The organism is Prosthecobacter sp., from assembly GCF_044222345.1.
GTDB lineage: Bacteria > Verrucomicrobiota > Verrucomicrobiia > Verrucomicrobiales > Verrucomicrobiaceae > Prosthecobacter.
Window position 1 is genome coordinate 76,329 of sequence record NZ_JBGANL010000024.1, and the last position, 17,877, is coordinate 94,205.

The following is a 17,877-nucleotide window of genomic DNA, read 5'->3' on the forward strand; positions in this document are numbered from 1 at the left end:
GGCTTTCACATCCATCCAAGCTTCATGAACAAATCCTCCGCTTTCGCGATCATCATCACGATAGGTATGTGTGTCTCTGCTGTCGCGCCGGCCCAAGACGCAGAGGTGGAAGATCCGGCGGCGCTGCAGAGTGCCTTTGAAGAGAAGGTGAACCTTGAGCTTCTCCGTCCTCACGGCCTGGCTGTGGCTGATCTGAACGCCAAGTTTGCAGCCGCACTGGAGAGACTGCAGGAGGCTGCCCAAAAATCAGGGAAACTGGAGCAGGCGCTGGCCATCAAATCGGAAAGGGATGCTCTTCTGTCCGGAAAATACGATTCTGCGCCGGACGACTCCAAAACAGCCGATGTTTTAAAGCCGATGCGTGCCACCTACCGAACTGCCCTGGGACGCCTGGAGCTTGAAAGGGACAAGAAGCTGCGTCCGCTCAGAGATGCCTTTGCCAGACAGCTCGACACATTGGTGCTGATATTGACCAAGGCAGGCAAGCTGGAGGAGGCCATGGCGGCTAAAAAAATGCGGGAGGACATGAATGCCGCACCTTCCCCCAAGGAAGGCAGCGCTGGGCAGGATTTCACCACGGGCAGGGCGTTCACCAACAGCCTCGGCATGAAATTTGTGCCCGTCAAAGGCACCCGCGTGATGTTCTGCATTCATGAGACACGGCGGCAGGACTTCAATGCCTATGCCAGTGAAACCTCGGCCACGGACAGCGGGTGGAAAAATGTCCAAAAGGAAGCGGTTCCTGTGGGCGCGGAGGAGGATCATCCGGTGGTCAGTGTAAGCTGGGAGGATGCGCAGAAGTTTTGTGCCTGGCTCAGCCGCAAGGAGGGCAGGACCTATCGGCTGCCGACAGACGAGGAGTGGAGCATCGCGGTGGGGCTGGGCCGTTCCGAGAAACGTTCGAAAGGAACGACGCCGGAGACGCTAAGCCAGAAAACGGGCAATGATTTCCCCTGGGGTGAGGCCTTTCCTCCGAAGACCAACGACAAGGTCGGAAACTATGCCGACGAGGCATGGCATGAAAAATTTCCCGCCAATCCGTTTATCGAAGACTACAATGACGGCTTTCCCACGACCGCGCCCGTGATGAGCTTTAAAGCGAATTCCGCAGGGATTTTTGACATGGGCGGGAATGTTTGGGAGTGGTGCCAGGACTGGCTGAACGAAGCGCAGAAAACACATGTTTTGCGTGGTGGTTCCTGGCACTACTTTGATCGCGGGCACCTGCTTTCTGCCAATCGGTATGCCCCGCCCCCCGGCATGAACTATGACTGCGGTTTTCGCTGCGTTCTTGAGTCTGGTCCATAGCGCGCGTGATTGAAAACGGGCGGCAGCTTCGCGCTTGCATCTGCCGGTGATTTCGGCTTTGGCTTGCTGCATTCCGCCATGCCCAAATACATCCTCACCATCGGCCTTGAAGTTCACGCGCAGCTCACGACGCGCAGCAAGATGTTTTGCGCCTGCCCGGTCGAGTATGGGGCGGAGCCGAACACGCACACCTGCCCGACTTGCCTGGGGCTGCCGGGAGCGCTGCCGGTGCTGAATCAGGCGGCCATTGAGAAGACCATCCTCACCGGGCTGATGCTTGGGTGCGAGACGCCGCCAGTGGTGAACTGGGACCGGAAAAACTATTTTTACCCGGACATGCCGAAGAACTACCAGATCACGCAGATGCCTTTCCCGCTCTGCCTGGGCGGTGGGGTGCCGCTGTATGACCTGGCGTATCCGAAGGATGCGCAGAAGAGCATCGCGAATCCGGGCAAGGTGGTGAAGCTCACGCGCATTCATCTGGAGGAGGACGTGGGCAAGTCCACGCATCATGACAAATTTTCCACGCTCGATTTCAACCGGGCCGGCACGCCGCTGATGGAGATCGTCAGCGAGCCGGACATCGACAGCGCGGAGGAGGCTTTTGCGTACATCACCAGCCTGCGGCAGATTTTGATCTATGGCGGGGTGAGCGATGCCGACATGGAGAAGGGCAACCTGCGCTGCGACGTGAACATCTCCGTGCGGCCGGAAGGCCAGAAGGAGCTGGGGGTGAAGATCGAGCTGAAGAACATCAATTCGATGTCTGCCGTGCGCCGTGCGATCAAGGCGGAGATGGAGCGCCAGATTGACGTTCTGGAAGGTCGCAATCCCGAAAAACTGGTGCAGAGCACCCGCCGCTGGGACGATGACCGTGGCGAGACCACGCTGATGCGCTCCAAGGAAGACGCGCACGATTACCGCTACTTTCCCGATCCCGACCTGCTGCCGGTGCGCACGGCGGAACTGATCGCCAAGGTGAGGTCACAGGTTCCTGAGCTGCCGCATGAAAAGCGTGCACGGTTTGAAAAGGACTACGGATGCAGCGCCTACGATGCCGGGGTGCTCTCCAGCGAAAAAGAGCTGGCGGCGTGGTATGAGGCGGCGGTGGCTGCGGACACCCAGGTGCCGGCGAAGAAGATCGCGAACTGGGTGATCAACGATCTGCTGGGTGTGCTGAATGACCGTGGCCTGACGCTGGCAGAGTGTCCGGTACAGCCGCAGGCGCTGAGCGGGCTGGTGGCGATCGTGGAGGCGGGCAAGATCTCAAACAACCAGGCGAAGGAAGTGTTTGCGGAGATGTTTGAGAGTGGGAAACCGGCTGCGGAAATCATCAAGGCCAAGGGTTTTGAGCAGGTGAGTGACACGGGGGCGCTGGAGGCCATTGTGGAGCAGATCCTGGCGGCGAACCCGGACAAGGTGGCCGAGGTCAAAGGCGGCAACGAGAAGGCCATGAACTGGTTTACGGGGCAGGCGATGAAGGCCAGCCAGGGGAAAGCGAACCCGAAGATGGTGACGGAGATTGTGAGGAAGAAGGTGCTGGGGTGAGTAGAGTTTGCCGTTGTTGACGATGGTTGACAGTGGTTTCCCAAGCCGCCGGAGCCGTCTTGGGCGTAAAACCCCTTGCACCCGGGTTGGAGGCTGCTATCCTTCGCGCCCTTTTTCACCCCCAGACCCTTTAGAATCATGTCCCAGCATAGCAGCCTCAAGACTTCCGGCTCCGTCGGCACCAAGCGCAGCGTTTTGAAGCGTGGTGAGCGCGTCAAGCTTCTCAAATCCCGTGGCCAGTGGAAAGAAGGACGTCTTCCGACGAACCTTCCAAAGACCAAGCCCGAGTAAGGCTTTCCTCCTGTGCGCCTTAACCGATATTTGAGCCAGTGCGGCATTGCCTCACGGCGTGGCGCGGAGGAAATCATCCTCGGCGGTCGTGTGTCCATCAACGGGCACGTTATCACCGAGCTTGCGACCCAGGTCAATCCTGAGGACAAGGTGGTCGTGGATGGTTCCCCTGTGCGGACCGAGACGCCCGTCGTTCTCGTTTTGAACAAGCCGAAAGGCTATCTTTGCTCTCGTGGGGACAAGCATGAGCGCATGACGATCTACGATCTGCTGCCGCTGAAGTATCAGAATCTGCATCACGTCGGCCGTCTCGACAAAGACAGCGAAGGTCTGATTCTCCTGACGAATCGCGGGGATCTTTCCCACCGGATCATTCACCCGAGCCAGGGTGCTGAAAAAGAATACGAGGTGGTCGTCGATCAGGCACTGAACGTGGACGTGATGGCGAAACTGGTCAAAGGCATGATGACCGAGGAAGGTTTTGCCCGGGCTGAACGCGCCTGGATGGACACCGACTACCGTGCGCACATCGTCCTGAAAATGGGTCTGAAGCGTCAGATCCGCATGATGCTTTATTACCTCGGCTACGAGGTGACACGCCTGACCCGCATCCGCATTGGCTGGCTGAAACTGCACGGTCTGGCCAGGGGTGCGTACAAAGAGCTGACTCCCACGGAGATCGAACGCTTCTTCAAGGAAGAGCCGGCCAAGCCGAAGCTGGAGCGCAGCAAGCCTGGCGACGAAAAGGATGACGGGATCGAAGATCACCGCCCGGCAGCACGCAAGCGTGCGCCGAAGCGCGAAGGTGGCTCTGAGGCCCGCGAACCGCGTGGTTTCAAGCCCACCCGTGGCAAGAAGAGCGGCCCTACGGCTCGCTTTTCTGAAGACAAGCCTGCTGGGCGTGGCAAGAAGAGCGGCTCTGCAAGCTGGTCTTCCGGAGACAAGCCTTCGTATTCCAAGCCCAAGTCCAAGACTTTCAGCCCGCGCTCACGCTCAAGCGAAACGGGGCGGGACGAAAAACCACGGGGGCGGTCAGGTCCGCCAGCTCGCCGTCCAGCTCCACGGGGGCCTCGCCGCGGTCCGTCGTCACGGTGAATTCGCTGGTCTGGATGTAGTCCAGATCCTCGCACTCGTGGTAGCCGTCCAGAAGCATGCCGCGCAGCAGTTGGATGAATTCCATCCCGCCGAGACCGCGAAAGATCAGGAGATCGAGTTTGCCATCGGTGTTTGAAGCATTGCGGAAGAGGGGAAAGGGCCCGCCGTAGTGCTTGCCATTGCCCACCAGGACGACGGTGCCGACCATGGGGGCTTTGCCCTCGATTTTCACACTGAGAGCCGGCGGGGTCCGCATGAGCACGTTCATCGCGCTCATGACGTAGCTGAGCGGGCCGTACTTTTTCTTCGCTTCCCAGGAGGTTTCCTGGACGATCTGGGCATCGAGACCGACCCCGGCGAGCTGGGCGAAGTACAAGTCGTTCGCCATCCAGAGATCGACGTCACGACGCTGGCCGCTGGTGATTTCCTGCCAGCAGCCCTCGATGTCCCTCCCCGGCAGCTTCAGCTCCACGGAAAAAACGTTCATGGTGCCGAGCGGCAAGACACCGAGGGCGGTGTGCTTTTCGCCGGGTTTGCGGCGGGCATTGGCGCGGCAGATGCCCTGCAGCACCTCGTTCATGGTGCCGTCTCCACCGGCGGAGACGACGAGTTCGTGACCTTCCGTGGCGAGGCGCTCCGCGATCAGGGTGGCATCGCTGGGGCCGGTGGTCAGGTGCAGTTCCGGCTCTGGGGACAGCCTGCGCAGCGTGTCTTCGAGGGAGGCAGCCTTCGTGCTGCGGGCGGCGGGGTTCAGGATGACCGGGATGGGCATGAGGGCGGCATTGATGGCACGTTGCGCGGACTTCGCAAAGTCTCATGGGGGTGGGCTTGTGAAACTTTTCACAAATTGGGGTTGCCCCTCTGCACGCGGGTCCGATAATCGGCTTCAGCCCCCTTTTCCCCTTCGCTCATGCCTGCCCCCGCCGAAGCCCCTGCTCCTGTTGCTGCTCCACCGCCTGTCGATCTTGTGAATGTACAGATCGACGGAGTCTGGCACAAGTTCCCCAAAGGCACGCGCATGATCGAGGCGTGCAAGCAGGCCAAGAAGGAAGTTCCCCACTACTGCTACCACCCGAAGCTCTCCTCCCCCGGCAACTGCCGCATGTGTTTGGTGGAGATGGGCATGCCGCCGCGTCCGGCCCCGGGCACGGAGCCTGAGAAAGACGAGCATGGCATGCCGAAGATCGGCTGGATGCCGCGCCCTGTGATCGCCTGCGCCAACACCGTGGCGGAAGGCATGGGCATCCGCACGGAGTCCGTCCTCACGCAGGAGTGCCGCAAAGGCGTGATGGAGTTCCTTCTCATCAATCATCCTCTCGACTGCCCGATCTGCGACCAGGCCGGAGAGTGCCGTCTGCAGGAGTTCAGCGTGGAGCACGGCAAGGGCGAGAGCCGCTTCCGTGAAGACAAGGTCAAGAAGCCGAAGAACGTGGACATCGGTCCACGCGTGCGTCTCGATGACGAGCGCTGCATCATGTGCAGCCGCTGCATTCGCTTCACCGCCGAGATCGCCGATGAGCCGGTGCTGGGCTTCACCGAACGTGGCAGCTTCACCACGCTGGCGGTGCATCCTGGAAAGCGCCTGGAGCACAACTACTCGCTCAACACGGTGGACATCTGCCCGGTGGGTGCGCTGACCTCCAACGACTTCCGCTTCCAGCAGCGAGTGTGGTTCCTCAATGAAACGAACAGCATCTGCACGGGCTGCGGCCGTGGCTGCAACATGGAGATCAGCGCTCGTGGCGACACGATCTACCGCCAGACTCCGCGCGACAACAACGACGTCAACTCCACCTGGATGTGCGACAGCGGTCGTCTCGATTTCCACTTTGTGAACAGCGAGTTCCGCCTCACGGATCCGATGATCAAGTCGGGTGGCAAACATCAGATCGCGACTTGGAAGACGGCGCTGAGCAACATCGCCACCGCTTTGGCCGGCAAGAAGGGCGAGGAGATTGCCATCATCGCCAGCGCACGCATGACGAATGAAGAGCTCTTCTTTGTGAAGCATCTGGCCGCGCAGCTCGGCACCACGAACGTCGATGTCATCCCACGCACCGGCGGTGCTGACAATTACCTGCGTGCTGACGACCTCAATCCGAACACGAACGGTGCGAAGCTGATTCTGGGCATCGAACCCGGCGCCAAGCTGGCTGAGATCACCGAACTCATGAGCCGTGGCCGCCTGCGTGTGGTGCTCGCCCTGGGTGAGAACCTGCTCAAAGTCGGCTTCAGCCAGAGCGACCTCGAAAAAGTCCCCTTCATCGCCTCGCTGCACATCCTGGCCAACGCCAGCGCTGAACTCAGCGATGTCGTGCTTCCTGGTTCTGCTTACGCTGAAAAACGCGGCAGCATGATCAACGTCACGGGTCGCCTGCAGCGCCTGAACAAGGCGGTCAAAATTCCGGGCAACGCCCACGACACCTGGGAAATCTTGCGTGATCTGATCGTCGCCTGCGGTGGCTCGAACGGCATCCACACCATTGAAGATGTCTTCAAGCGTCTCAGCACTGAAGTCACGGCGTTGAATGGCCTGACCTTCTCCAAGATCGGTGATCTCGGTGTGCAGGTGCTTGAAACCGGTGAGAAGATCCCGCTGCTGGAGCGCGAGAAAGAGCGCAAGGCGAAGGGGATTATTGTGGGGTGATCCCCAGCTGAATCAGGCCATCTCTGCTGCCGTCGTGAATAAGGTGGCCTGCTTCGAGTATCTTTTGAAAGGGACTGTACTGCGGCGCAGAGCCTGCGGTGGCAAATGCTGAAGCATAAAGCCTGCAAGATGCGGAAAACGGGGTAATCTCTTTCCCCCGCCGTGACTTATTCCTCATCCATGCCCAAGCCCGAACTTTTATCCCCTGCCGGAAACTGGGAGTGCGCCCGTGCGGCGGTGGCGAACGGGGCGGATGCGATCTTTTTTGGCATGCCGCGCTTCAATGCGCGCCTGCGCGCTGACAATTTTGTGGAGGAGGATCTGACTGAGCTGATGAAGTTCCTGCATGACCACGGGGTGAAGGGGTATGTGGCCTTCAACACGCTGATCTTCACCAAGGAACTGCCGGATGCGGAGAAGCAGCTGCACCTGCTCGAAGACAGCGGGGTGGATGCGGTGATCGTGCAGGACCTCGGTCTTGCACGCATGGTGAAGGCGCTGACGCCGAAGCTGCGGCTGCATGCGAGCACGCAGATGACGATCACCTCCCCGGAGGGGCTGGAGTTTGCGAAGCAGCTCAACATCGACCAAGCGGTGCTGGCGCGTGAGCTTTCCATGCGTGAGCTGGAGCGCTTCAAAGCGGCGGAGGTGCCGCTGGAGGTGTTTGTGCATGGCGCGTTGTGCGTGGCGTATTCGGGGCAGTGTCTGACCAGCGAGTCGCTGGGGCGGCGCAGTGCGAACCGGGGTGAGTGCGCGCAGGCCTGCCGCATGCCGTATGAAATGATCGTGGATGGGGAGCCGCGTGACCTTGAGGACAAGCGCTACCTGCTCTCTCCGCAGGATCTTGCGGCGGTGGATGAAATTCCGCGCCTGATCGAACTGGGCATTCGCAGCTTCAAGATCGAAGGCCGTCTCAAGACACCTGAGTATGTGGCGGGTGTGACGCAGGTGTATCGCAAGGCGATTGACCGGGCGCTGGCGAATCAACCGGCGCCCGCGAGTGATGCGGACCGCTATGCGCTGGAGATGACTTTCTCACGTGGCCTGTATCCGGGCTGGATGCATGGTGTGAACCATCAGGAGCTGGTGGGCGCCTACTACGGCAAGAAACGCGGCCCGTATGTCGGGCAGGTGACACGGATCATCGATGACGACACGCTGGAGCTGGATGAGCTGCACATCGCCATGAAGCCGGGCGATGGCGTGGTGTTTGAGAACCTGTCTGACACGAACTATGAACAGGGCGGCAGCGTGTATGAGATGCGCGGCAGTGCGCTGAGCTTCCGCCACGGGCATCTGCGGATGCAGGATGTGCAGATCGGGATGCGTGTTTTCAAAACGAGCGATCCTGCTCTCAATCGTGCGCTGCGTCAGTCGTTTGAAGGTGACATCCCGATCCGCAAGCAGCGCAAACTGGATCTGCATGTGACCGGCGCGGTGGGCGAACCATTGCGGGTGCAATCGGGCGTCAACGTGGTGACTTCGACGATGCCACTGCAGGCGGCGATGAAGCGACCGCTGACGCCGGGGGCCTTCATTGAGCAGTTCAACCGCCTCGGTGGCACGGAGTTTGAGCTGGGTGAGGTGCAGTTTGATGTGGTGGGCGAGGTGATGCTGCCGATCAGCGAGCTGAACCGGATGCGGCGTGATTTGATTGCCGGATGGAGCGAAGGTGCCTCGACGGCGGCACCTGTCGCGCAGGTCACCGAGACGCTTGAATCGTTGATGCCTTCGAGAGGGATTGCGGATGACTCTCAGCCGCTCCAGCTGCATGCCCTGTGCCGAACGCAGGCGCATATCGATGCGGCGCTGGTGCTGGGGGTGCCGAGGCTGTATCTGGATTTTGAAGACATCCGGCTGTACGCGGATTTGGTGAAGCAGATCAAGGAGCGCAGCGACACGGCGCAGGTCTGGCTGGCGACGCCGCGCATTCAAAAGTCGGGCGAGGCGGGATTCTTCAAGCTCATCCAGCGGGCGGAGCCGCATGGGGTGCTGATTCGGAATCTGGGGGCGATGTCGTTTTTCAAGGACGCGGGCATTCCGATGACAGGAGATTTTTCGCTCAACGTGGCGAATCCGCTGACGGCGGAGATCTTGAAGAAGTCCGGGTTGGAGCGCCTGACGATCAGCTACGACCTCAACATTGAGCAGGTGGTGGATCTGCTGGCTGCGGCACCGCCGGCGTGGTTTGAGCTGACGCTGCACCAGCACATGCCGATGTTTCACATGGAGCACTGCGCCTTTGCCGCGTTCCTGAGCAAGGGCACCGACTTCACCAATTGCGGGCGTCCCTGCGACAAGCATCGTGTGCATTTGAAGGATCGCGTGGGCATGCACCATCCGCTGAAAGCCGACGTTGGCTGCCGCAACACGCTGTTTAATGCGGTGGCGCAAACCGGTGCGCAATTCTTTGACGAACTGCGGGAGCACGGGCTGCGCTGCTTCCGTGTGGAGCTTCTCGAAGAGAATGCAGACGAGGCGATGATCGTCCTGCGGACCTACCAGGAGCTGATGAGCGGCCAGCGCGATGGAGATGAAATCTGGCGCGATTTGAAGGCGCAGAGCCAGCTGGGCGTGACCCGGGGGACCTGGGCGGAGCTGGGTTGAGGGGGGCTGTTTTAACGCATCTGGCCGAAATCTCAGCAGAACTTGTCGTGCACAATTTTCTGGATCTCGGGCGAGGCTGGAAGCTGGTTCTGGTAAAAGGTGTATGAGTTGATCGCCGTGAGATAGCCGTCGTTTTTCGTGGCGGAGCCGACCCATGCGCCCGCTGGCAGCCTGCCGACGGAGCGTTTGACAAAGTCCGCGTGGGAGAGGGAGACATTCGGAGTGAAGTGGGTCACCTTGCCGTTCTGCACGATGAGCAGGAAGTAGAGACCATCGCCGATGACCATTTTTTCCTGTGTCCCCAGTGGCTCCGTAGGTTTCATCTGCCGCAGCTTGGAATCTTGGGGAGCTGGCGTCAACCACCCTTTGCCAATGGTTTGATGTCGGCGCAGGAACTTCCTTGAACCCTAGCGGATTACCCGCCAGAATCCCGCCGCCATGTCCAGGCACGCCTTCGACGATTTCAGTTTCCTGCCGACCGTCGATTCGACGGATGAAGAGGGCGTGGAGCCGGGGCATGCAGCGCCGCATCCGCCTGAGCAGGAGAGTCATGAGGCCCTGCATCAAGAGGTGGCAGAGCAGACTGCTGCGGAAGAACTTGTGTATGAGGAAGAAGCGGTGTCACCCGAGCCGCCGGTTTTTGTCCAGGAAGCGATGTCTGACATGCCGGTGAGCGAGGCTGAGCAGCACACGGAGCATCCATCCGCAGAAGGCGAAGAATTCAGCGAGGATCGGCACAAGGAGTTGGAACCTGCATCCGCCAAAGTTCAGCCGCAAGAAGTGACGGAGTTTCCCAAGCTGGAAGATGACGTTTCTCATGCGTCAAAGGCGGAACTGCCAGGCGCGGTACCGAAGGAGAAACCATCCAAAGATCTCCCGAGTGGCGAACTGGTGCGCAGTGATGAGGTGCCGTCAGACAAAACCAGAGAAGGCGAGGAGACTGGGGCGGCCAAAGATCCGAAGCCGTTCATTGCTCCGAAACCGCCGCCCGAGGAACCTTTGGATCCGGAGCAGGCTAAAAAGCAGCGCTGGCAAAAACTGGCGGACAAGATCGGCCTGAAAACTTTGGGCATGAGCTTTGGCGTGCATCTGTTCCTGCTGCTGATCGCCGCTTTCATCGGCGTGAGCCAGGTCATGGACAACCAGGTGGACTTTTTACCCGGGGGCAGTTCGGCGCAGTCGCAGGCGGCCGCCGCAGAACTGACGCACAAGATTCAGACCAAAAAAAATCCCTGGCTGAAGGCCAAGCCGGTGCAGCGAAAGATCACGGTGCAGACCCTGTCTGCCAACATTGTGATGCCCGAGATGGCGCCGATGGACATGATGGATTTTTCACAGATCAACAATCGCATGGATCTGAGCAAGGCGCCCAGCATGGGGGCGAGCCAGCCGATGGGCCTGGGAGGTGCGGGCGGCGGGTTTGGGGCCGGGATCGGGCGTGGCGGCAAATTCAGCTTCGTGGGGCAGACGGCGGTCGGCAGCCGGGTGGTGTTTGTGGTGGATCTCTCCAGCTCCATGTCGCAGCCTTTGAAAGGTGATGGCCCGAGAACGACGCGCTTTGAACTGCTGAAGAAGGAGCTGATCAAGGCGGTGAAGCAGATCCCTTATGGAACTGCTTACCAGATACTCTACTTCTCCGACTTCGCCTGGCCGCACAACCAGGTGGACAGCCGCAATGAAGAGGCGCTGGAGAAGTATCACTGGGAGATCAAGGCGGAGGAGTACAAGCAGGCGAAGATTCCCGCCTTCAAATACATTCAGGCCACCCAGTTTACGCTGCAGGACAGCGTGGACATCATTCAACGGTCGGATAACAACCGGATCTATACCAACTGGGGGGCTGGATTGCTGATGGCATTGAATGCGAACCCGAAGCCCGATGTCATTTTCTTCATGACCGATGGTGAACGCAAGGATGAGCAGGGCTGGATCGACATCGTCACGAATGAAAACAAAAAGAAGCTGCCCATGAGCGTGATTCACACCAGCGTGATGGCCCAGGTGGACGCTGCGTTTGAGATCGACGCGCTGGCCAAGCGCAACAATGGCTCATTCACCGTGGTCACGGACGACGGCAGGGTCATCAAAGGCGAAGAGTACTTCAAAATGAAGTAGGCTCAGCGCTGCAACTCACGAAGGGCGGCAGTCACTTCCTCCACCGGCAGGCCGACGACGTTGGTGAAGGAGCCTGTCATGCGGTCGAGAAGCATGTCGGTGCATTCCTGAATGCCGTAGGCTCCGGCTTTGTCGAGAGGGTTCACCTTCGCGTGATAGGCGCGGATCAGGTCGTCCGTGAGAGGCTTGAAGGTGACATGGGTGATGACATGCAGCTCACGGGCCACGGAGCCATCGGAGGCGAAGGCCACTCCGGTGCAGACTTCATGGGTGCGGTTGGAAAGGCGGCGGACCATGCAGAGCGCCTCCTCCATGTCTGCGGGTTTGGCCAGGGGATCGCCATCGACGTAAACCAAGGTGTCAGCACCGATGACGAGTGATCCGGGCCGGGTGAGGCTGACGGCCAGCGCTTTGCGCCGGGCGTTTTCCAAGGTGAGCTGTTCGGGTGTCAGCGAGGCATCGTGGGCCTCTTCCACCTGTGACAAGATGATTTCAAACTCGAAGCCTGCCTGGCGCAGCAGCTCCAGCCTGCGCGGTGAGGCGGAGGCGAGCACGAGCGAAGGCCCGCTCACGCCCGCTTCTCCACGATGGTCGCGACATCATCGGCACGGATCACGGCGTCACGCTTGTCCGGGGTGCGGTAGCGGTAGTAGCCGGTCTTCTCCTGATACTGCGGAGCTCCTTCGCAGGGGACCTCACGGCCGTCCTTGAGCTTGATTTTGTGCGGAGTGGAGGACGCAAACATGTCCGGCACAGAGCAGGAAACGAAGGAAATGGCAGGGAGAAGCAGCAGGAGACGGCGCATGGCATTCATGGCGGTGTGTGGGGGAAATAACGATAATCTTAAGACGCGACTTTCGGTATTTTTGTTCATCCTTCAGGCGAGATACATTTTCAAGCGTCACGATGTTGTCAGTTGAAGCAGACTTGGTGCCTTCTACCCTGACTGCATGAGTCAAAATCTTCCTCCAGCCATCGGTATCATCGGCGGATCCGGCCTGTACGACCTTGAAGGCTTTGAAAATCGTGAGGAGATCCGCGTGGAGACGCCTTTTGGCCCCCCATCGGATACGCTCGTGACCGGCACACTGGCTGGACGCCGGGTGTATTTTCTGCCCCGCCACGCCAAGGGCCACCGCATTCTTCCGACGGAGCTGAACCACCGCGCTAATATCTGGGCGCTGCGCAGCCTGAATGTGCGCTGGATCATCGCCGTGACTGCCGTGGGCAGCCTGCAGGAGCAGTACCACCCCCGTGACATCGTGCTGCCGGACCAGTTTTTTGACCGCACCAGCCGCCGTGACCAGCATACCTTTTTCGGCAAAGGGATCGTGGCGCATGTGGCTTTTGGAGATCCGATTTCAGATGGCCTGCGCACGCTGCTGCATGACGCTTGCGTGGCGCAGGGGCGCAAGGTGCACAACGGCGGCACCTATGTCTGCATGGATGGCCCGGCCTTCTCCACCCGTGCGGAATCGAATGCGCATCGGCAGCTGGGTTTCGATGTCATCGGCATGACGAACCTGCCTGAGGCGAAGCTGGCGCGTGAAGCGGAGATCGCCCTGGCCACGCTGGCGATGATCACGGATTACGACTGCTGGAAGGTCGAGGAGGAGGCTGTCACGGCGGAGTCCGTCATTGGGCATCTGCATGCGAACGTCGCTGCTTCAAAAGCGATCCTCGCCCAGGTCATTCCGAACATTCCGACGGAGCCGAACTGGCCGGAGCATCGCTCGCTGGATTCTGCCTTGATGACTGACCGCAAACTGTGGCCCGAGCAGACGGTGGAGAACCTGCTGCCCATTCTGCAGCGCTTTGTTTGAAGCGGATCAATCTTCCATCAGCTTCACGGCCAGACGGCGCATGAACTGGCGCTCTGGCAGCATGACGAGGCGTTCGTAGGCTTCGTCGAGATTGCGCAGGATGCGGAGCAGTGTGGCTTCGGCGGTGGCGGGCTCGTGAATGAGGTCTTCCATACCGGGGTTTGCAGCAGGATGATGTTTGGCCACGTCGGCGGCCAGCATGAAGCGTCCGCGATTGAAGCAATCGACCAGCCAGGTCTTGTCGCGGTATTTGACGCGGGAGAGGAAGTGGCCGGGGAAATTGCAGCCTTCGATTTCGAGGCCGAAGCGATGCCCCAGCAGACGGTAGAGGCAGCAGAGGCTGATGGGATTGCCGAGGCCGGTGTCGAGCACCCAGAAGAGGTTGCTGTTTGCGGGGGAGTAGTAGTCCTTGCTGTTGCCACGGAAGCGGGTCACGCCGTTGTGCGAGGCAAAGAGCCACTGAGCCAGCTCATGGGCATCCATGCGGCCTTTTTCCGCAAAGGCTTCCTCTGTCAGTGCATCCAGACGTTTCGCCAGATCGGCGGACTGGGTCTTCCAGCCGTTGAGAAAGGCGGAGAGCTGGCTGAGGCCTTCCTCCAGCTGCGCATCGGGGCCTTCCATCCAGCGCCAGCGCATCCAGGTTTCTTCGAGTTCGGTGCGCCGTGCGGGCTCGAGCAGCTGCGCGACGAGCCTTTCCTCTTCGGCAGACAGGGGTGTCTCCAGGCTCCCAATGTGCTGTGGCAGCTCGCGGCGCATGCCGTTGAGCTCCTCCTGCACTGCGTGACGTACGACTTCAGAGTCGTCATCGAGCAGTTTGATGAGATGGCTCAGGTGAGCACTGGAAGGCATTTGGAGGTGATAACACGTCCCGAACGCCTGACGCAATCATGAACTTGCACTAGAGCCGGATTTCCATGGCCTTGGCGGCGCGGTGGGCTTTGGCGCGGGCTTCGTTGATGTTTTCGGCACGAGCGAGGGTGACGGCCATGCGGCGCTGGCCGCTGACGGTGGGCTTGCCGAAGAGGCGCAATTGTGTGTCGGATTCGGCAAGTACCTGGTCGAGGGCGCCGAACTGGACGTTGGAGGATTCGCCTTCGACGAGGACGGCGCAGCTGGCGCTGGGGCCGTGCTGGTGGATGTTCGGAATGGGGAGGCCGAGGATGGCGCGGACGTGGAGGGCGAACTCGCTCAGATCTTGGGAGATGAGGGTGACGAGGCCGGTGTCGTGCGGGCGGGGGGAGACTTCGCTGAAGATGACGTCGTCGCCTTTGATGAACATTTCGACGCCGAAGAGGCCGCGGCCACCGAGGGCTTCGGTGATGGCGCCGGCCATGTGTTCGGCGGCATCGAGCGCCTTTTTGGACATGGGGTGGGGCTGCCAGGATTCGCGGTAGTCGCCTTTGATCTGGGTGTGGCCGACGGGGGCGCAGAAGGAAGTGCCGCCGACGTGGCGGACGGTGAGCATGGTGATCTCGTAGTCGAAGTCCACGAAGCCTTCGACGATGACCTTGCCTTTGCCGGCGCGGCCACCTTCCTGGGCATACTGCCAGGAGTGGGCGATGTCGGCCTCGGTTTTGACGACGCTCTGGCCTTTGCCGGAGCTGCTCATGATGGGCTTGACGACGCAGGGCATGCCGATTTTGGCGATGGCGGCGCGGAATTCCTCCTCGGTGGAGGCGAAAATGTAGGGGGAGGTTTTGAGGCTGAGTTCTTCAGCGGCGAGGCGGCGGATGCCTTCGCGGTTCATGGTGAGCTTGGCGGCGCGGGCGGTAGGGATGACGCGGAAGCCTTCGTTTTCGAGTTCGAGGAGGGTGTCCGTGGCGATGGCTTCGATCTCAGGGACGATGCAGTCGGGTTTTTCGATTTCCACGAGGCGTCGGAGGGCCTCGCCATCGAGCATGGAGATGATGTGGCTGCGGTGGGCCACCTGCATGGCGGGGGCGTTGGCGTAGCGGTCCACGGCGATGACTTCGCAGCCAAGGCGCTGGAGTTCGATGACGACTTCTTTGCCGAGCTCGCCGGAGCCGAGAAGCATGACCTTGGTTGCGGAGGAGGAAAGGGGAGTGCCGATGCGTGCCATGGCTGCATTTAGGCTTGCAGTTGGCCGGCTTCAAGAGGGGAAGGTGCCTACGGGGGGAGTTTACGGTTGTTTGCGGTGGTTTCTCTGCGTTCGTGTCTGTCATTGCACCTTGTGCGGCCTCATGTCTTTTCCCGGTCCTCCTGATCCATCGCGTGTGCAGCGGCTGCTGCAGCCGGTGTGGCGGGCGTGGGTGGATCTGGTGTATCCGCGGCTGTGCTCTGCGTGCAAGACGCCGGTGGAGGAGGGGTGGTTTTGCGGGAGCTGCGCGGAGGCGCTGCCGCTGGTGGAGGCGCCTTACTGCAACGTGTGCGGGGAGGTCTATGAGGGAGCGATTACACAGGAGTTTCGGTGTGGGAACTGCAGCGGGAGACGGCTGGAGTTTGAGTTTGCCGTGGCGGCCTGCCATGCAGAAGGGGTGATGCGGGAGCTGATTCATCAGTTTAAGTATGAGCGCCGCCTGCATCTGCGCGGGGCGCTGGCGACGCTGATGCTTCGCGTTTTGGAGGAGCCACGGCTGGCCGGGGAAAACCTGGGGGAGTGGCTGCTGGTGCCGGTGCCGCTGCACCGCAGCCGGGAAGTGGAAAGAGAGTTCAATCAGAGCTGGGAGCTGTGCACCCGGCTGTCGCGGCTGACGGGGATCCCGGCGGCGAAGGCGCTGGTGCGCACGCGAGAGACGGATCAGCAGGCGGGGCTGAGCCGGGAGGAGCGGCTGAAAAACCTGCGCGGGGCGTTTGCCGTGAGGCAGCCGAGGCGCTGGCAGGCTCCACTCAACCTTCAGGGGCGGCGGATCCTGCTGGTGGACGATGTTTTCACCACGGGGGCGACGACGAGTGAGTGCGCGCGGGTTTTGCGGCGGGAGGGGAGGGCTGAAAAAGTGGTGGTCATCACGACAACACGCGGCTAGGATCGGCCCGCGTCCGACTTTGGCCGGGCCTGACAGTGTGAACGCCGGGTGGTTTTGCCTCCCTGCAGCTCCTGCGACATGCAAATCGAGGAGGCGCACCATCAGGTCTGGAGATGCCGGATGCCCATACCGACTGACCTACCATGGGATTTTTCAAAAAACGCAACGTTAACGATTTAGGCGAAAAGAAGCGCGACATGCCGGAAGGCCTTTGGACGAAGTGCCCTTCGTGCAATGAGAGCCTCTTTGAGCAGGCGCTCGCCAAGAACCTCCGGGTCTGCACGAGCTGCGGCTACCACTTCACCATCGCTTCCGATGAGCGCATCGCCAGTCTGGTGGACGAAGGCAGCTTTGTGGAGATGGACAAGAGCCTGGACTCCGTGAACGCCCTGGGTTTCAAAGGCTATCTGGACAAGGTGAAGGCCTACCAGGCGAAGACCGGACTGACCGAAGCGGTCGTCACCGGTCGTGCCAACATTGAGGGAGTTGCCGTATTGGTGGCGATCATGGATTTTCGTTTCCTCGGCGCCAGCATGGGCAGCGTGGTGGGTGAAAAGATCACCCGCGCCATCGAAGCCGCCACGGCGGAGCGCAAGCCGGTCATCGTGTTCTCCGCCTCCGGGGGTGCCCGTATGCATGAGGGCATTCTGAGCCTGATGCAGATGGCGAAGACGAGTGGAGCGCTGGCCCGGCATGCCGAGGCGCGCCTGCCCTACATTTCTGTGCTGACGCATCCGACGACGGGTGGTGTCACCGCCAGTTTCGCGACGCTGGGAGATTTGATCATTGCCGAACCGAAATGCATGATCGGCTTTGCCGGTCCGCGCGTGGTGAAGGAAACCACGCATGCGGATCTGCCGCCCGGATTCCAGACAGCGGAGTTCATGATGCAGCACGGGCTGGTGGACATGATCGTGGACCGCAAGGACATGCGATCGACGCTGGCGAAGGTGCTGCGGTATATGGGCGGGGCGAAGTAGCCCGCCTGGCCAGGTGCGGGAGGCTGCTGACATGGGCAGCCGTAGGGAGACTGGCTGTTGCTGCGAATCATTCGCGGCCTCAAGCCTGGAAGCGAACTACAGGTGCGGTGAATCCAGTGCGTTTTTTCGTGATTCCCTCCAATTCGGTGGAGTGGAGGGCTGGCTAGTGCAGAACAAAGCCCAGGAAGATGGAAGACCAGTTGCGGCGCAACTGGACAACTTACAGGCCGAAGGTGAGCCAGAGGAAAAGGTGCAGGAGGCCGACATAGACGAGCCAGGTCTGGGCGAGGCCGTAGGTGAGGGAGCCGCTGGTTTCGCTGGGGGTATCACTGGAGTGGCCAAACAAGCGGTCTTGGTTGCGGTAGAGGAGGATGCCGAGTGGGATGATGATGATCAGACCGATGATGCCGATGATTTTCAGGCCAAGGAGTCCTTCGGGTGACATGGTGGCGAGCACGGGCGTGAGGTGGGGGTTCATG

Annotated in this window: 17 protein-coding genes; 10 read left to right on the plus strand and 7 right to left on the minus strand. The window is 60.5% G+C overall.

Annotation, left to right across the window (positions count from 1 at the left end; translation table 11 throughout):
* The first annotated feature begins 24 nt into the window (after nt 1-24).
* The 4 genes from ACILSL_RS14375 (at nt 25) to ACILSL_RS14390 (ending at nt 4,242) form a co-directional block, all read left to right on the plus strand.
* Nucleotides 25-1,308, plus strand: a complete 1,284-nt coding sequence (locus tag ACILSL_RS14375; protein ID WP_395732735.1) for a formylglycine-generating enzyme family protein — start codon at nt 25-27, stop codon at nt 1,306-1,308.
* A 78-nt stretch (nt 1,309-1,386) separates the two neighbouring features.
* Nucleotides 1,387-2,856, plus strand: coding sequence for an Asp-tRNA(Asn)/Glu-tRNA(Gln) amidotransferase subunit GatB (gene gatB / locus ACILSL_RS14380; protein WP_395732736.1), 1,470 nt, complete (start codon nt 1,387-1,389; stop codon nt 2,854-2,856).
* Nucleotides 2,857-2,994: 138 nt separating this feature from the next.
* Nucleotides 2,995-3,147, plus strand: coding sequence for a small basic protein (locus ACILSL_RS14385; protein WP_395732737.1), 153 nt, complete (start codon nt 2,995-2,997; stop codon nt 3,145-3,147).
* 12 nt (nt 3,148-3,159) lie between these two features.
* Nucleotides 3,160-4,242 carry a pseudouridine synthase gene (locus ACILSL_RS14390; protein WP_395732738.1) on the plus strand — a complete coding sequence of 361 codons (1,083 nt, stop codon included), beginning with the start codon at nt 3,160-3,162 and terminating at the stop codon, nt 4,240-4,242.
* Here the strand turns inward: ACILSL_RS14390 and ACILSL_RS14395 are convergent.
* Nucleotides 4,124-5,014 (minus strand): diacylglycerol/lipid kinase family protein, encoded by an 891-nt coding sequence (locus ACILSL_RS14395; protein ID WP_395732739.1) that lies wholly within the window; start codon nt 5,012-5,014, stop codon nt 4,124-4,126. The two genes, ACILSL_RS14390 and ACILSL_RS14395, sit on opposite strands and share 119 nt — an antisense overlap.
* A gap of 138 nt (nt 5,015-5,152) precedes the next feature.
* On the opposite strand from ACILSL_RS14395, the gene ACILSL_RS14400 reads away from it, so the two are divergent.
* Entirely contained in the window at nt 5,153-6,889 is a 1,737-nt protein-coding gene (locus tag ACILSL_RS14400; protein WP_395732740.1) for a molybdopterin-dependent oxidoreductase, read from the plus strand.
* A 180-nt stretch (nt 6,890-7,069) separates the two neighbouring features.
* Nucleotides 7,070-9,496, plus strand: a complete 2,427-nt coding sequence (locus ACILSL_RS14405) for a DUF3656 domain-containing protein (protein WP_395732741.1) — start codon at nt 7,070-7,072, stop codon at nt 9,494-9,496.
* Nucleotides 9,497-9,528: 32 nt separating this feature from the next.
* Here the strand turns inward: ACILSL_RS14405 and ACILSL_RS14410 are convergent, their stop codons facing one another.
* On the minus strand, nt 9,529-9,819 hold the full coding sequence (locus tag ACILSL_RS14410; protein ID WP_395732742.1) for a hypothetical protein: 291 nt from the start codon (nt 9,817-9,819) through the stop codon (nt 9,529-9,531).
* A gap of 115 nt (nt 9,820-9,934) precedes the next feature.
* On the opposite strand from ACILSL_RS14410, the gene ACILSL_RS14415 reads away from it, so the two are divergent.
* The gene (locus tag ACILSL_RS14415; protein ID WP_395732743.1) at nt 9,935-11,611 is read left to right on the plus strand and encodes a hypothetical protein; all 1,677 of its coding nucleotides are present in this window, start codon (nt 9,935-9,937) and stop codon (nt 11,609-11,611) included.
* Between the two features lie 2 nt (nt 11,612-11,613).
* Here ACILSL_RS14415 and ACILSL_RS14420 read toward each other — a convergent pair whose 3' ends face one another.
* Together ACILSL_RS14420 and ACILSL_RS14425 are read right to left on the minus strand one after the other, a co-directional pair.
* Complete coding sequence (locus ACILSL_RS14420) at nt 11,614-12,165, minus strand: Maf family protein (RefSeq protein ID WP_395732744.1); 552 nt, start codon at nt 12,163-12,165, stop codon at nt 11,614-11,616.
* Nucleotides 12,166-12,179: 14 nt separating this feature from the next.
* A complete protein-coding gene (locus tag ACILSL_RS14425) occupies nt 12,180-12,416 on the minus strand; it encodes a YgdI/YgdR family lipoprotein (RefSeq protein ID WP_395732745.1) in 237 nt (78 codons plus the stop codon).
* Between the two features lie 145 nt (nt 12,417-12,561).
* Here ACILSL_RS14425 and mtnP point away from each other — a divergent pair, with 145 nt between their 5' ends.
* The gene (gene mtnP, locus ACILSL_RS14430) at nt 12,562-13,434 is read left to right on the plus strand and encodes an S-methyl-5'-thioadenosine phosphorylase (protein WP_395732746.1); all 873 of its coding nucleotides are present in this window, start codon (nt 12,562-12,564) and stop codon (nt 13,432-13,434) included.
* 6 nt (nt 13,435-13,440) lie between these two features.
* Here the strand turns inward: mtnP and ACILSL_RS14435 are convergent, their stop codons facing one another.
* Together ACILSL_RS14435 and purT are read right to left on the minus strand one after the other, a co-directional pair.
* On the minus strand, nt 13,441-14,283 hold the full coding sequence (locus tag ACILSL_RS14435) for a transglutaminase-like domain-containing protein (protein WP_395732747.1): 843 nt from the start codon (nt 14,281-14,283) through the stop codon (nt 13,441-13,443).
* A 49-nt stretch (nt 14,284-14,332) separates the two neighbouring features.
* A complete protein-coding gene (gene purT, locus ACILSL_RS14440; protein WP_395732748.1) occupies nt 14,333-15,514 on the minus strand; it encodes a formate-dependent phosphoribosylglycinamide formyltransferase in 1,182 nt (393 codons plus the stop codon).
* 121 nt (nt 15,515-15,635) lie between these two features.
* Between purT and ACILSL_RS14445 the strand changes: the two genes are divergently transcribed.
* Both ACILSL_RS14445 and accD read left to right on the plus strand, forming a co-directional pair.
* A complete protein-coding gene (locus ACILSL_RS14445; protein WP_395732749.1) occupies nt 15,636-16,418 on the plus strand; it encodes a double zinc ribbon domain-containing protein in 783 nt (260 codons plus the stop codon).
* Nucleotides 16,419-16,561: 143 nt separating this feature from the next.
* A complete protein-coding gene (gene accD / locus ACILSL_RS14450; protein WP_395732750.1) occupies nt 16,562-17,398 on the plus strand; it encodes an acetyl-CoA carboxylase, carboxyltransferase subunit beta in 837 nt (278 codons plus the stop codon).
* 220 nt (nt 17,399-17,618) lie between these two features.
* On the opposite strand, the gene ACILSL_RS14455 is transcribed toward accD, so the two are convergent.
* On the minus strand, nt 17,619-17,877 hold a 259-nt coding region (locus ACILSL_RS14455; protein ID WP_395732751.1), incomplete at its 5' end, for a hypothetical protein.